This is a genomic window from Pandoraea sp. PE-S2R-1 (genome assembly GCF_002179865.1).
Taxonomy (GTDB): domain Bacteria; phylum Pseudomonadota; class Gammaproteobacteria; order Burkholderiales; family Burkholderiaceae; genus Pandoraea.
This window is the reverse complement of the sequence record NZ_NGUR01000019.1, coordinates 84,760-99,770: the sequence shown is the minus strand read 5'-3', so window position 1 is coordinate 99,770 and position 15,011 is coordinate 84,760. Positions and strand designations below refer to the sequence as shown.

At 64.9% G+C, this 15,011-nt stretch carries 9 protein-coding genes; 6 read left to right on the top strand and 3 right to left on the bottom strand.

What is annotated here, in order from left to right; translation table 11 throughout:
- Nucleotides 1-215: 215 nt before the first annotated feature.
- Complete coding sequence (locus tag CDV44_RS26625) at nt 216-731, top strand: DUF4157 domain-containing protein (protein WP_212677155.1); 516 nt, start codon at nt 216-218, stop codon at nt 729-731.
- Here the strand turns inward: CDV44_RS26625 and CDV44_RS26620 are convergent.
- Both CDV44_RS26620 and CDV44_RS26615 read right to left on the bottom strand, forming a co-directional pair.
- The gene (locus CDV44_RS26620) at nt 728-2,740 is read right to left on the bottom strand and encodes an ATP-binding protein (RefSeq protein ID WP_087691618.1); all 2,013 of its coding nucleotides are present in this window, start codon (nt 2,738-2,740) and stop codon (nt 728-730) included. The genes CDV44_RS26625 and CDV44_RS26620 overlap by 4 nt on opposite strands.
- Complete coding sequence (locus CDV44_RS26615; protein ID WP_087691617.1) at nt 2,650-3,408, bottom strand: response regulator transcription factor; 759 nt, start codon at nt 3,406-3,408, stop codon at nt 2,650-2,652. Before CDV44_RS26615 ends, CDV44_RS26620 begins: the two co-directional genes overlap by 91 nt.
- 295 nt (nt 3,409-3,703) lie before the next feature.
- Here CDV44_RS26615 and CDV44_RS28680 point away from each other — a divergent pair, with 295 nt between their 5' ends.
- Both CDV44_RS28680 and CDV44_RS28780 read left to right on the top strand, forming a co-directional pair.
- On the top strand, nt 3,704-7,048 hold the full coding sequence (locus CDV44_RS28680; protein ID WP_305790821.1) for a hypothetical protein: 3,345 nt from the start codon (nt 3,704-3,706) through the stop codon (nt 7,046-7,048).
- Nucleotides 7,008-9,896, top strand: coding sequence for an autotransporter domain-containing protein (locus tag CDV44_RS28780; RefSeq protein WP_371328821.1), 2,889 nt, complete (start codon nt 7,008-7,010; stop codon nt 9,894-9,896). The genes CDV44_RS28680 and CDV44_RS28780 overlap by 41 nt, the downstream gene beginning before the upstream one ends.
- 92 nt (nt 9,897-9,988) lie before the next feature.
- Here CDV44_RS28780 and CDV44_RS26595 read toward each other — a convergent pair whose 3' ends face one another.
- A complete protein-coding gene (locus tag CDV44_RS26595; RefSeq protein ID WP_170936115.1) occupies nt 9,989-10,999 on the bottom strand; it encodes a serine hydrolase in 1,011 nt (336 codons plus the stop codon).
- 291 nt (nt 11,000-11,290) lie between these two features.
- Between CDV44_RS26595 and CDV44_RS26590 the strand changes: the two genes are divergently transcribed.
- The 3 genes from CDV44_RS26590 (at nt 11,291) to groL (ending at nt 14,933) form a co-directional block, all read left to right on the top strand.
- A complete protein-coding gene (locus tag CDV44_RS26590) occupies nt 11,291-12,691 on the top strand; it encodes an isoprenylcysteine carboxylmethyltransferase family protein (protein ID WP_087691612.1) in 1,401 nt (466 codons plus the stop codon).
- 257 nt (nt 12,692-12,948) lie between these two features.
- Nucleotides 12,949-13,239 carry a co-chaperone GroES gene (locus tag CDV44_RS26585; protein WP_058377623.1) on the top strand — a complete coding sequence of 97 codons (291 nt, stop codon included), beginning with the start codon at nt 12,949-12,951 and terminating at the stop codon, nt 13,237-13,239.
- Between the two features lie 47 nt (nt 13,240-13,286).
- Nucleotides 13,287-14,933: a chaperonin GroEL gene (gene groL, locus CDV44_RS26580; protein WP_058377624.1), complete on the top strand. Its 1,647-nt coding sequence runs from the start codon at nt 13,287-13,289 to the stop codon at nt 14,931-14,933.
- Nucleotides 14,934-15,011 lie beyond the last annotated feature (78 nt).

Sequence of the window (15,011 nt, the reverse complement as noted above, 5' to 3'; positions counted from 1 at the left end):
GAAATTTTTCCCCGATTGTACCGGCTCCGCGTGACACGTTCCCGGCTTCGCCCGGGCAGGGAGGGGCAAATGGGGAGAAAGCGGGGGAAAGTGATGGGATCAAGCGCGCCCGGCAGAAATTTGTTTTTGCCACCGTTGGGCCTTATGATTGCCCGGACGTTTCGACCTCATAGCGATGTTTTTCGGACGTAAGGGGAGTGGGCATGGGTGACCGGATGAGAAAGCCAGCGCAGTCTCTGGAAGCGACACACGTCGTACAGGCCCGCTCGGCCGTGGCGGGTGGTGGCCATTCCGACTTCGCGGACAACCGGCCCGAGGCCGAGGGGCTGCGCCAGTTGCAGGCCATGGCCGATAACAGCCCGCGCATGGTCGCGCAGCGTCAGGCGCAGGCGCCGATCAACCGCACGGGACTCCCCGATTCACTGAAATCCGGCGTCGAGTCGTTGTCCGGCATGAACATGGATCATGTGCGGGTGCACTATAACTCGTCGGCCCCGGCGCAGCTCAATGCCCACGCTTACGCGCAGGGCAGCGACATTCACCTCGGACCCGGTCAGGAGCAGCACCTGCCGCATGAAGCCTGGCACGTGGTGCAACAGGCACAGAACCGGGTGCGGCCAACAATGCAGTTGAAGGCCGGCGTGCCCGTCAATGACGACGAAGGGCTGGAGCGCGAAGCCGATGAAATGGGCACGAAAGCGCTGGCGTCCGGCAACCCGGCGACAGCCTAGCCGGCCCTCGTCGCCACGCGAACCAGCACCACCGTCGCACCGTTCTCCCGCAGCAACGCCATCGTGCCGCCCAGACGCTGCGCACGCCTGCGCATACTATGCAGGCCGGCGCCTGCGTGTTGGGTATCACTGCCGCCGCCAACGCTACTGCTGCTGCCAACTTCAAACCCCACGCCGTTATCTTCCACCCGCAAGGTGATCGCTTCGCCCTCGTCTCGCAAGTCGATGCGAACCCGGCTCGCGCGGCTGTGCTTGAGCACGTTCGTGAGCGCTTCCTGAAGAATGCGCAGCAACTCCAGCGACTGGGCGGCGCTCAGCTCGCACTGCCCGATGCCTTCGAGCCGCCAATCGCATTCGATCTTCTGACTCTCGAACAGCACGGTGATCCGGTGCCGCAACGGTGCAATCTGTTCGGCCAGCGTCAGCCCGCCGTTCTGATGCGTGGCGGCCGTATCGATGACCATGCGCAACTCGTCGCGCAACTCCTTCAGCAAGCCGAGAAATCGCTCCGGCGGCAGCGTATGCGGTGCGTGTTCGATGGCGGCGATGCTCGATACCAGCGCACCGCCCAGACCGTCATGCAGGTCATGCGCGAGGTTCAACCGTTCAGCCAGACGGGCGTTCGCGACTTCGAGTTCGTGCTGACGATTGAGCGTCAGCGCCAGTTCGTCGCGGGCGTCGTCCACCCGCACGCGCAACTCGTCGTTGAATTGGGCGATGCGACGCGCGTTCTCTGCGAAGCGCCGCGCCAGCACCACCGCCATGCCGATCATCAACACCTGCGACGTCTGCGCGGTGTAGTAGACATTGGACGCGAGCACGCCGAAGAACACCAGAAAGTCGTGCGTGCCGGCGATGACGAACGTCAGCGCACAAAGCGAGACCACACGCTGTTCAAGCTGCCGCTCGCGCCACGTGAGGGCGAAGAGCAGGATGCAACTCGCCAGATACGTCACGCCGGGGACGACCGCCCAGATGGCGCGTGTGCTCGCGATACTCTGGTGCGGCATGACCATTAGCCAGACCGCACCGGCGCCGAATATCGTCCACATGGCCGTTTCGATTCGCGGCATCCTGCGCCCGCAGAAGCGCAGCACGAACATCGTAAAACAGCCGCAATACGCCAGAAAGGCGATCGAGACGAACACTTCCCACGCGTCGTTCGTGACCCAAGGCCAAGGGCGAGTGGCGACCTGATTGACCGCGTAAAGCCACCACGTGAACGACATTGCGCTGAACCAGCCGTAGGCGGTTTCTTCGCGCCGGTATAGCCACAGCGTGAGCACGAAGATGCCGAGCGTGATGGTGATGGCCAGACTGAAGAGTTGCAGGTCGCGCCGCACCCATCGTTCTTTTTCGTAGCGCGCGTGAATCTCGGCCGGCGCACCACGTACGACCGGGCCGAGCCCAGGGCTGTAGGCGGAAAGCCCGGACACGCGCAAGAGCAACGTGTTGACGCCGGGTCGCAGTGCTGGCGCTTCCACCACCCAATAACGCGGGGTATTCCACGCGCGGGTGAGCGGTTCGACCAGCGAGTCTTCGCGAGAGAGGAGGCTGCCGTTCAGATAGACGGCCCCGGCCATGTTCAGATACTCCAGCAGCAAGCCGCGCGCCTGCGCGGGCGACGTCTCCTGCCACGTGAGCCGGTACCAGACCACGCCGTCGTAGTGCGGCCAGCGGGTACTCCAGACATCCGGCAGCGTGACGCTCTCCCAGCCGGTATCGGGTGGCTGCGTAGCATGCCAGTCGGCACCGGCCCGCACGGCTTCGATGCGCTCGAACGTCAGGGGACGAAGATCGATGTCCGCGCCCGGCAACTGCGCATGGGCGGCACCGGCAAGCAGACCGAAGATGGCAAAGAGATGGCGTAGCCGGAATTGGCGAAGTCGCAGGAAGTGCCGGAGCGCAGCAATCAGCGTCAGGGCAGCAAGCCGAACGTGCGGGCTTCGAACACGGCTTGCGTGCGTGAGTTGACCGCCAACTTCTTGTAGATGTTCTTGATGTGGCATGCGACCGTGAGACTTGAGATGGAGAGCAAGGCTGCAATCTCGCGGTTTGTCATGCCTTTGGCGACGAGCCCGAGAATCTCGATTTCTCGCGGGCTCAATGCCGGTGGCGCGTCGGCCGTTTGTGTCTGGCTTTGACCTTGAGCGGCCCCACTGGCCACACCGGCCACACCGGCCGCCGGCAGCGGCACGGCGGCCTGCGATGGCCGGGTGACGCCGACAAGGCTGAGGATGTGTCTGGCCACAAACGGATCGATCGGCGCGCCCCCGCGTAACGCGCTGCGAATCGATAGCGCGATCTCCGTATCGTCGCGCTCCTTGAGCAGATAGCCGGTGGCGCCCGTGCGCAACGCGCCCACGATGATCTGCTCGGTACTCCACGCGGAGATTACCAGAATCGGTAACGCCGGATCTCGGGCGTGAAGCTCGCCAATCAGGTCGATGCCACTGCCGTCGGGCAGGCCCACGTCGATGAGCGTGAGCGCGAACGGTTGATCGGCCAGAATCGCGCGCGCCTGCGCCAGACTGCCGGCCACGTGCACGGCGTCGTCCGTATAGCCGAGGGACGTGAGGATGCTGCGCATCCGCGTCTGGGTGGCGGGATCGTCTTCCACAAGCAACAGCGGGCCGGGCAGAACCGGCTCGGCAACGGCGGGCGTGCTGGCAGACATGGCGGTGTGGGGTAGCGGCAAAAGGGGACTGACTGGTTAGGCAAATTAGCACACCGGCGTAACGGGCGCCCATCCCCGAAACAGGGGAGGCGCCCCCCCGGCTTCCCTTTGCTCCCCTTACTCAATTCGGGGGATAGTGCACAAGGGCTGCGCAGTGCTAAGTTTCTCCGGAAATTACCGCGCCTTTCCAACCGCACCAAAAACGATCAAAAGCGATCAGCAGAGCGGCGCGCATCCTGTCAGTCGGCACATGATTCGGAGTACGGGGGCAAGCGTGCGAGGCAAATCATCTCAGGTGGCGGTACCGCTTCGCTTGAAGGCGCTTTGCAGCGTCGCAGGCGTCATGCTCGCCGGTCCGGCGTTCTCTCAAACCTCGGGGCCGTTGTTTCTCGACTATCGCGGTGCCGCGGGCGGGTGCTGCCATAACCACAACGGCTATGACGGTGCGCCCGGACAAATCGACGTCGAGCGCACGATCACCGGCCTGAACATTCGTTCGACCAACGGCGCCACCGGGGTGGCCGTCGATGTGAGCGGCGGCAACGGCGGCAACGGCGACACCAACGACGACGACAACGGTCGCGATCACTGGGGTGGCAACGGCGGCTTCGGCCGTATCGTCGACTTTGGGCTGGTCAACAGCACGGTCATCAGCAACGGCGCCGGCGTGTCGGTGATCTCGAAGGGCGGCGATGGCGGCCTTTGGGGCAACCGCGGGAACGGCAATGGCAACGGCAGCAACGGCAATTTCGCACGGCTGACGATCGACGGCGGCGCGGTGACAGCCATGGGATACGGCCTGTCGGCGCAGGCGATTGGCGGCAATGGTCAGGCGAGCGCGATTCCGTCGTTTGGCGGGGCGGCGGCCGGCTTGAACGCCGGGGTGGGCGGCAACGCCGGAGACGCCAGCGTGGTGGTGCGCGGCGGGGCCAGCATCACGGCGACGGGCGTTGGCAACAACGGCGGTGCGGCGATTCGCGCTGAGTCGCTGGGCGGACAAGGCGGCCTTGGCGTGGACGATTCGGAGAGCGGTTACGTGCTCTCCGGATGGGGCGGCAACGCGGGCAACGTCACGGTCTCGATCGCAGACGGCACGGTGGCGGCCCACGGCAATGGCGAGGTGGGCGTGCTGGCGCGCTCGATCGGCGGCAGCGGCCCGGCGGGCGTGAGCACAGACGTGAAGGGCTCGAATGGCGGCAACTCGGGGCAGGTGACGGTGACCAATGGCGCCGCCATCACGACCGACGGTGCCAATGCGCCGGGCATTGCCGTGTACAGCCTTGGGGGGCGTGGCGGCGATGGCGGGGGCGGTGTGACGGGGAGCGGCTTCACCGGCGGCGATGGCGGCACGCCGGGCGGGGCCTCGGTGACCAACACCGGCAGCATTACCACGCTGGGCCTGGGCTCGATGGGCATTCGCGTATCCGTGGTTGGCGGCGCGGGCGGCAACGGTGGGGCAGCGGGCCCGTGGTCGGGCCACGGCGGCAACGGCGGCGGGGGCGGCAACACCGGACAATTGGCCGTCACGATCCATAACGACGGCAACATTTCGACCGCAGGCAAAGACGCGCTCGGCATTCTCGCGCACGCCGTGGGCGGGGGCGCAGGCTCGGCCGACGTGAGTCAGGGCCTGATGAATATCGGCGGTGGCGCGGGCGGCAACGGCGGGCTGGGCGGCAATATTCAGGCCGACAGCAATGGCACGATCTTCACCACCGGCGATCAGAGTGCCGGAGCCCTGATTCAGAGCATTGGCGGTGGGGGCGGACACGGTGGCGACGCCGATACGACCGGCATCATCGTGGGCATCGCCACTGGCGGACACGGTGGCGCCGGCGGCGCGGGGGGCACGGCCACGATGGATCTGGGCGGCGCGATCTCGACAGCGGGCGCCGGTTCTGCGGGCCTCATTCTGCAAAGCATCGGCGGCGGCGGCGGCGCTGGCGGGTCTGCCAGTGCGATCACCGTGGGTGTCGGGCTCGGCGTGGCGGTCAGCCATGGCGGCAGCGCCGGTGGCGGTGGTGAAGGGGGCACGTCCCGCCTGACGTTGGAGAACGGCAGCAGCATTACCACGCAAGGCGCGGCCAGCGATGGTGCGGTGGTGCAGAGCATCGGCGGTGGCGGTGGCTACGGCGGTCTGGCCAGCTCGGCAGCCATTACCATCGCCCCCGATCTCGGGCCGGAAATCCCGACGGGCACGTTAAGCCCGCACTACACCGCAGGCGGCAGTGGCGGCGACGGCGGCAACGGCGGTTTCGCTCAAGTCGACAACGCGGGCGGCGTCTGGACGCAAGGCGACAAGAGCATCGGCATTCTGGCGCAGAGCATCGGCGGTGGCGGCGGGGGCGGCGGCAGTGCGGCGGCGGCGTTGCGCACGTCGACGATCGCGGCGGCGGGCAGCCGGCTCAACATCAGCGTGGGCGCGACCATCGGCGGATCGGGTGGGCAAGGCGGTTTCGGTGGCGTGGCAACGGTGACCAACGAGGTCTCCGGCAGCGTCGCCACCGCAGGCGATCACGCGCCGGGCATCGTTGCGCAGAGTGTCGGTGGCGGTGGCGGCAGCGGCGGTATCGTCCAGCAGGAGACTGCGCAGTCGTTCTCGGCAACGCTTGGCGGACCCAGCGCGGCGCTCGGGAGTCTGAAGTCGCTGGTCAAATGGCTGGAGAACGGCAGCCAGCCGCCCTCGATCTCGTTCGGATCGCTGACGGCGGGCGTGGATGTTCGCGTAGGCGGCACCGGGGGGGAGCGGTGGCGACGGCGTGGGTGCCAGCGTCTTCAACAAGGGGCGGGTGACAACGGCCGGCGACGGCGCGGCGGCCATCGTCGCGCAAAGTATCGGCGGCGGGGGCGGTCAGGGCGGGACGGCGGCCTCGACGAGCGTATCGAGCCTGATGTCCAGCATCGACAATCTGCTTGGCGTGGTCGCGGGCAAAGCCAGCGCGTACTTCGATGTCTCGCCGAATGTCGGTACGAACGTCGCGGTCGGCGGTTCCGGCGGCAGCGGCGGCAATGGCGGTCCGGTGAGCATCGCCAACAGTGGCCTGCTGGCGACGAAAGGCTTTTCGTCGCCAGCGATCGTGGCGCAAAGCGTCGGCGGCGGTGGCGGCGCAGGCGTGGCCACCGCGCAGAATCTCGAAGCGTTCGTCGCGAACTGGGCACCCGACAGCGCGCCGGAAATCATCGGCGAAGTGACGCGCATCATCGATCTGCTCGGCTCCAATCTCGCGAGCGCGCAGCACAACGTCAACGTCAGTGTCGGCTCGCAAGGCGGCAGTGCGGGCGTGGCCGGACAGGTGAACGTGGATGCCAGCGACCCCGCCAGCAATATTCAGACAAGCGGCGACAGCTCGCCGGGCATTCTCGCGCAAGGCGTTTCGGGCGGTGGCGGGATGGCGGGCGCCACCAGCTATACGTTCGGGGCGAGCAGCTTCGGCACCGCCGCCGGCGCATCGACACCGGCGCTGTCGCTCTCGCTCGGCGCGGCTTACGCGGGCAATCTGGGCAGCGTCAATACCGCCCCGTATCCCGTGGTGGTCAAGAGTGGCGGCGTGATCGCCACGCAAGGGGCCGATGCAAGCGGCATCGTTGCGCAGAGCATCATGGGCGGTGGCGGGGCGGCATCGGTTGGCCTCGCGGGTAACGCGAGTACGCATCTGGCCGATGGTCAGCAAGCCAGTGCGCCGACCATCACGCTGGGCAGCACGTTGAGCGGTTCGATGTCGCCTGCGTTGATGACCGGCAGCAGCGTCAACGTGCTCAGCGCCGGCAGCATCTACACCAGCGGCACGCTCTCGCACGGCATTCTCGCGCAGTCGGTCTCGGGCGGTGGCGGGGTTGCCGGGCTGACGTCGGGTGCGTCAATGTCGGCGTTGCTCGCGGGGTCTGTCATCGCGCTGGGTGCATCGGAATCCGGCGGCAACAGCCTGCTTGCCAATGCCGGGAGCGTGCTTGTCGATCTGTCGAGCGCCACCGGGAGTGCGAATTCGCCCTCGGTGATTGCAACGCAGGGCGCGCTCTCGTTCGGCGTGCTCGCACAAAGCATTGGCGGTGGCGGCGGCTATGCGGCACTGACGAGCGGTGGCGCACCGTCGACGCTGCCGGTCACGAGTCTGGCGCTCGGCGCGAAGGACCACACCGGGGGTGCCGGGTCGGATGTTGCGGTGACGGTGGGCAATAACGTCGTGGTGCAAACACAGGGACAGAACGCGCATGGCGTCGTCGCACAGAGCGTGGGCGGTGGCGGCGGTATCGCCGGTCTGACGACGGCGCCGGGGCTTGTCACGCTGGCGTCGGTGAACAACACGTTCAGCAACGCGGGGATCAATGACGGCGGCACGGTCGAAGTGACAGTCGCCGGTGGCATCCGCACGCAGGGCGATGGCGCGGCGGGCGTGCTTGCGCAAAGCGTTGGCGGCGGGGGCGGTATCGCGGGCGATGCGGCTGCCGTGACTTATGGTCTGGACATGGTCCGGTTGGCAAACGTGTCCGGTGCTGTGGGCGGGGGCAACACGGTGCGGGTGAGCGCGTCGGGCAGCATCGTGACGTACGGCGTGAACGCCCCCGCCATTCTTGCGATGAGTCTGGGCGGTGGCGCGGTGTTCACCGAGGGTGGCGTGCTGCTGAAGAACCCGCCGAACTGGAGCGGCAATGCCGGTGGCGAGATCGATGTGAGCGTGCAACCCGGCGCGACAGTGGCGGCCATGGGCGCTGGCTCACCCGCCATTGCCGCGATCAGCATGGGCAACGCGGGCGCGACCGGCAACAACGTTATCGAGGGCAAGCCGGTCAGCGTGACGGTGGGCAAGGGTGCGACGGTCATGGCAAATGCGACCTCGGGCATCGGCATTCTGGCGATCAACACCGATGGCGTGACCATCGACAATGCGGGCACCGTCTCGGCGGCCACGGCCATCGAGTCGTTGGGCAAGGCGAGCGTCAACAACAGCGGCATCGTGCAGGGCAACGTGCAACTCACGACCGACAGCACGTTCGTGAATCAGGCCGGTGGTGAATTGCGAGCGGGCCAAAGCGTGACGGTGGGACAACTTCAGAATTTCGGCACGTTCAGCCCCGGCGGTCCGGGCGTCTTTCAGGTGTCGCACGTGTACGGTGCGTTTTCGCAGACAGGCACCGGCGTGTATGCACCCGATCTCGATTTCACGCATCACAACAGCGACTTTCTGGTGGTGTCCGGTGCGCTGACGTTCGGCGGCAGCGTGGTGCCGGTGCTTCACAACCCGGTGAAGAACATCTGGCTCGGGATCGGCCACTTCGATCAGGCGCCGACAGGCGAGACGGCTGTCGCGAAGAGCACGGCCATCGTATTCAACTACCAGATGAAAAACAATGGCGGCGGCTCGCAAGATCCGCTGATCTCCGTCGACGCCAATTTCCGGCCGCCGGGTGTCGCCCTGAACGCCAACCAGACGTCGTTCGCCAACTTTCTGCAAACGCATTGGGACATGGGTGTCGTGGATACCGGGCCGCTGTTCCAGCCGTTTGCGAATGTGGGCGACGCCGCGTCGTACCGCAAGGCGCTGGATGTGCTCTCGGGCGCGGCAACGCTCATGCGCGCCGGTTCGCGCGGACACGAAAATTACGACTTCCTGAATCGGCTGATGAGTTGTCCGCAGTTCGACGGCGTGGGCACGCGGCTGTCCGAGGGCAGTTGTGTGTGGGGGCGCGTGATCGGCACGCGCGCCGATCGCTTCGATACGGCGGATGACGTCGGTTTCCGCAGCCAGCAGGTGACGTATCAGTTCGGTGCGCAAAAGGAGATTGCGCCGGATTGGTTCTTCGGCGGCTCGGCGAGTTATGTGGTGACGCATGCGCGCTCGTCGGATCGCTCGCTCGATGTGTCGAGCGACGGGTTCCGTGGCGGCGTGACGTTGAAGCGGCAGATGGGGCCGTGGCAAATCGCGCTGGCGGTGCTGGGCGGTTACGAGAGCGGTACGCAGAACCGGACGATCGACTATCCGGAGGCTGTCGCACGGGCGACGAGCAAGCCCGATGCGTTCTTCGTCGGGGCACGGTCGCGACTGTCGTATCAGGTGAATTTCGCCGACTGGTATGTGAAGCCGTACGCGGATCTCGATGTCGTGTACGACCGCAGTGGTGCGTACAGCGAAAGCGGTGCGGGGGTGCTCGATCTTGCGGTGCAAAGTCAGGGGCGCACGACGGCCGTGTTGAGTCCCACGGTCGAGGTGGGTGGCCGATTCGACTATCGCGGGGTGACGCTGCGTCCTTACCTGTCGCTCGGGATGAGCTTTGCGTCGAAAGGCGATGTGAGTACCGAAGTGTCGCTGGTGCAGTTTCCGAGCGCGCCGTTCGTGATTTCGTCGTCGCAACCCCGCGCCTACGGCAACTTCGCCGTGGGAGTGGAACTGCTCTCGGGCAAGGGGCTGGAAATGCGTGCCGAATATAGTTTGCGCACCGCGCCTTCGCAGACGGTGCAGAGTGCGGCGTTACGGTTGGCCAAACACTTCTGACGCGTTGCTGATGTGACGTAATGACAAAGGCCTGCCCGCTTGGATCGCGGGGCAGGCCTTTGTTCTGATGCAGATCGCAGTCGTTTCGCAGGTCAGGCGGCGGCTTTGGCGGCCGCCTTGAGGACGTCGCTGGCGGCGGCGATGAACTCGCCGGTGCGCTCGACGCTCGTCTTGCCGTCGAGCCAGTTGGACGTGAAGCAGAACGTCACGGGCGTCTTGCCCACGAGCATCTCGCCCGCGAAGCACAGCGCGTGGAAGTTCTCCCAATCGAGACTGCCGCCCTTGCCATACGCGAGCAGCCCATCGGGAACGGCCATCCACACGGCGTCGGCCATGGCGGAAATACGCTTGAACTCGGTCAGCGAAGACGGCTTCGCGAACAGCTTCTCGCGCAGCACCTGCCGATACCACTTGACCAGATCGGCGGCGGAACTCGTCATCGTTTCGTGATCGTTGATGACGTCGGTGCGCGGCTTCAGTCCGAGGTCTTCGTTGCGTTCCATCTTCTGCATGCCGGCCCAGCCGAGATCGACGCCCGGTGCCGCGCCTGCGAGATACGAGAAGAGCTTGCGCGTTGAATCCGGGATGCGCGCCGTGGGCAGGCCCACGCGCTTGAGCAGTTCGCGAACGCGGTCGGGGCCGACGGCAGCGAGCGAAATGTCGGTGCCCAAGTTGTCGCTATGCGAAATCATCGCTTCGAGCGCGGTGCGGTACTGGGTCTGTCCGGTGAGCCCGATCAGCACCGGGCTGCCCGGCGTGCGCACGGCGTCGTTGACGTCGCAGAGCTGGGACTCGGAGCGCTGGTTGTAGCCCGTTTCCACGTCGAGCAGAAACTGCCCGAGGATGTACGTCTTGACCGCGCTGCCGACGAACAGCATCCGGTCCGGCGCGTAGGCCGATTGCCAGCCACCGGACGGAATGTCGGCGAGGACGAGGCAACCCGTCGTTTGTGGCGCGAGGGCGCCGAAGCGGCGCACGGCGGCGTCGAGATCTGCACGGCCGGCTGCGATGGCGCTGGCGGCTGGGGTGAGCAACGCCGGTGTGGCGAGTGAGGCGGCGGCAAATTGCAGGGCTTGCCGGCGGGTGGGACGAAAATCGGTCATCGCGAGAGGTCTCCGAAGCGTGAGCAGGGGGCGGAACATGAGGCTTGGATGCCGCAGGTTCTTGCCTGTGTTGCTTTGCGGCGAGGCCGGGGCTGACGTTAGCACGCAGTTTTTACGATGACGATCCCCTCTTTTGAGTAGTCGCCTATGCGCGGCCGGGCCAAGCTATGATGGCGACGTGCGCGGGCTGCCCGGGATGGTCAGGATCGTCGGAATCGTGGGGCAGCATCAGTCGTGAGCGCGGACGTGACGAGCAACATCGTATCCCCGTAGTGCCACCGATTGGACGACATGACGGAAGACATGACGAACGACATGACTGGTACCGTGACCGACACCGCACGCCATAACCCCGACAGCCCCGGCAACCGCGGCAACCGAGATATCCCCGGCAACCCCGGCGGCCCCGGCAATCCTGAGGCGCCTGTGCCGGCGCGGCCCCGCTCGGCGACACACGGCGCGGTTGGCGCCGCCGGTTTCGTGGCCTTTCTCCTGTCGCTGATCCTGCTGCGCGCCTACCGCCCCTTCGGGGACGACGTGGTGGCGAGTGCACTGTTCATGGTCGGCATGACCTCGGCGACGGTGCTGCTGGTGGACCTGTTGTGGCAGAAGACGTATCGGCGCGCGTCGACGGGATTGAGTTTCGAGCGCGACGATCCGTCGTGGTCTCGCACGCTCGTCAAATTCACCGGACTGTTGGGCAGCTTAGGGTTCGTCGCGCTGTTGTACTGGCTGTTCCCGGAGTATCACGGCGACTTCTACGATCGCTACTACCGGATGCTGACGCTGATAATGCCGCCCTTGCTGGTGCTGGCGCTGCCGTATCTTTACTTCGTCGATCGCAGGATGCCGCAGCCGTTGGACGGCTATTGGCACGTTGGCCAGCTCGTGACGTTGCAGTGGGCCAACGTGGACCGCCGCATCGTCGGGCAGCATCTGCTTGGCTGGCTGGTGAAGGGGTTCTTTCTGCCGTTGATGTTCGGCTATCTGTGCAACGACCTCGCCCGATTCCTGAGCGCCGATGTCAGTCAGCTCTCAGGCTTCAAACCCTGGTTCGATCTGTTGTACGGCCTGTGCTATTTCGTCGACGTAGGCCTGACGGTGATGGGCTACCTGCTGACGTTGCGGCTTGCCGATACGCATCTGCGCTCGGCCGAGCCGACCATGCTGGGCTGGGCGGTGGCGCTGGCGTGCTACGAGCCGTTCTGGTCGTTGATCGGCCGCCAGTATCTGCACTACGACACCGGGTTCGCATGGGGCGAGTGGCTGTGGGGGTCTCCGCTGCTTTACGGCATCTGGGGCAGCGCGATCCTGCTGCTGACCATGATTTACGTCTGGGCCACCGTGAGCTTTGGCGGGCGCTTCTCCAACCTCACCCATCGCGGCATCATCACCAACGGCCCGTACCGCTGGACCAAGCATCCGGCGTATGTGGCGAAGAATCTGTCGTGGTGGCTGATCTTCATTCCGTTCGTGGCGCGCGGGCCAGTGGATGAGGCGCTGCGCCACTGCCTGCTGCTGCTCGGGGTCAACGGTCTCTACGCGATGCGGGCGTGGACCGAAGAGCGCCATCTGTCTCGCGATCCGGTCTATGTGGCCTACGCGCGCTGGATCGACGCGCATGGGCTGTTTCGGTTTCTGCCGAATTTGTCATGGTTCGGCGGGCGCTGGCGGACCGAACGCGCCAGCTAGGCGGGGGAACCTCGCCGGTCAGGCATCGTCAAAAACGGGACAATCGACCGCTGAAGTGGCGTCGATCCCGTCGACGCCGAGCCTTCGCATCCAAGAATATTCACCTCCGGGAAAACCCCGCGTCTTGAAATCGTAAAACCCCGTCCCTATAATTAGCACTCGTTGGTGTAGAGTGCTAACGTCATGAATTCATCTTATATGCAATATCTTGCATATATCGTTTTGACAATCTCACTGAGAGAAAAGAGGAGCTTGTAATGAACCTTCGTCCCTTGCATGACCGCGTTATTGTCAAGCGCCTGGACAACGAAACGAAGACCGCATCGGGCATCGTGATCCCTGAAGCCGCCGCTGAAAAGCCGGATCAGGGCGAGATCCTGGCGGTTGGCCCGGGCAAGAAAGACGATCAAGGCAAGTCGATCGTGCTCGACGTGAAGGTGGGCGACCGTGTCCTGTTCGGCAAGTACGCCGGCCAGACCGTGAAGGTCGATGGCCAGGAACTCCTGGTCATGCGCGAAGAAGACATCATGGCCGTTCTGGTCAAGTAAGACTGTCCCCCCAGACATCTACGTAAAGAATTCAAGGAGTTATTGCAATGGCAGCTAAAGAAGTCGTTTTCGGCGATTCCGCTCGTGCCAAGATGGTCGAGGGCGTCAACATCCTCGCCAATGCCGTCAAGGTGACCCTGGGCCCGAAGGGCCGTAACGTGGTGCTCGAGCGCAGCTTCGGCGGCCCGACGGTGACCAAGGACGGTGTGTCGGTCGCCAAGGAAATCGAACTGAAGGACAAGCTCCAGAACATGGGCGCGCAAATGGTCAAGGAAGTGGCTTCCAAGACCAGCGACAACGCCGGCGACGGTACCACCACCGCTACGGTGCTGGCTCAGTCGATCGTTCGCGAAGGCATGAAGTACGTTGCCTCGGGCATGAACCCGATGGATCTGAAGCGCGGTATCGACAAGGCTGTCGCCGCTGCGATCGAAGAACTGCGCAAGATCAGCAAGCCGTGCACGACCAACAAGGAAATCGCGCAAGTCGGCTCGATCTCGGCCAACAGCGATTCGTCGATCGGTGACCGTATCGCCGAAGCAATGGACAAGGTTGGCAAGGAAGGCGTGATCACCGTCGAAGACGGCAAGTCGCTGCAAGACGAGCTGGACGTTGTCGAAGGTATGCAATTCGACCGCGGCTACCTCTCGCCGTACTTCATCAACACCCCGGAAAAGCAAGTCGCCATCCTGGACAACCCGTTTGTCCTGCTGTTCGACAAGAAGGTCTCGAACATTCGTGACCTGCTGCCGGTGCTCGAGCAAGTCGCCAAGGCTGGCCGTCCGCTGCTGATCATCGCCGAAGACGTCGAAGGCGAAGCCCTCGCAACGCTGGTGGTCAACAACATCCGTGGCATCCTGAAGACCTGCGCCGTCAAGGCTCCGGGCTTCGGCGACCGCCGCAAGGCCATGCTCGAAGACATCGCCATCCTGACGGGCGGCCAAGTCATCGCTGAAGAAATCGGCCTGACGCTGGAAAAGGCAACGCTCAACGAACTGGGCCAAGCCAAGCGCATCGAAATCGGCAAGGAAAACACCATCATCATCGATGGTGCTGGCGAAGCCGTGAACATCGAAGCACGCGTCAAGCAAATCCGCGCCCAGATCGAAGAAGCCACCAGCGACTACGATCGTGAAAAGCTGCAAGAGCGCGTGGCCAAGCTGGCCGGCGGTGTTGCCGTGATCAAGGTCGGTGCTGCGACCGAAGTCGAAATGAAGGAAAAGAAGGCACGCGTCGAAGATGCGCTGCACGCTACCCGCGCTGCCGTGGAAGAAGGCATCGTCCCGGGCGGCGGTGTTGCACTGCTGCGCGCTCGCGTGGCCGTTGCCGACATCAAGGGCGCCAACGCTGACCAAGACGCCGGTATCAAGATCGTGCTGCGCGCGATGGAAGAGCCGCTGCGTCAGATCGTCGCGAACGGTGGCGAAGAAGCCAGCGTCGTGGTGGCCAACGTGATTGCCGGCAAGGGCAACTACGGCTACAACGCCTCGACGGGTGAGTACGGCGACCTGGTGGAAATGGGCGTTGTCGATCCGACCAAGGTCACGCGCACCGCGCTGCAAAACGCCGCTTCGGTGTCGGGCCTGCTGCTGACGACCGACTGCGCTGTTGCCGAACTGCCGAAGGAAGATGCCCCGATGGGCGGCGGTATGGGCGACATGGGCGGTATGGGCGGCATGGGCATGGGCATGTAAGTCTCGCAAGAGACGGCATGTCCGGGGTGCCTCCATGGTTCGGGGTGCCCCGATTGCCCGGTCGTCGGACTTCAACGG

Coding starts and splice junctions, on each gene's coding strand:
- CDV44_RS26625 (WP_212677155.1), top strand. CDS start 216: ATGAGAAAGCCAGCGCAGTCTCTGGAAGCGACACACGTCGTACAGGCC.
- CDV44_RS26620 (WP_087691618.1), bottom strand. CDS start 2,740: ATGCCACATCAAGAACATCTACAAGAAGTTGGCGGTCAACTCACGCAC.
- CDV44_RS26615 (WP_087691617.1), bottom strand. CDS start 3,408: ATGTCTGCCAGCACGCCCGCCGTTGCCGAGCCGGTTCTGCCCGGCCCG.
- CDV44_RS28780 (WP_371328821.1), top strand. CDS start 7,008: ATGGGCGGTGGCGGGGCGGCATCGGTTGGCCTCGCGGGTAACGCGAGT.
- CDV44_RS26595 (WP_170936115.1), bottom strand. CDS start 10,999: ATGACCGATTTTCGTCCCACCCGCCGGCAAGCCCTGCAATTTGCCGCC.
- CDV44_RS26590 (WP_087691612.1), top strand. CDS start 11,291: ATGACGGAAGACATGACGAACGACATGACTGGTACCGTGACCGACACC.
- CDV44_RS26585 (WP_058377623.1), top strand. CDS start 12,949: ATGAACCTTCGTCCCTTGCATGACCGCGTTATTGTCAAGCGCCTGGAC.
- groL (WP_058377624.1), top strand. CDS start 13,287: ATGGCAGCTAAAGAAGTCGTTTTCGGCGATTCCGCTCGTGCCAAGATG.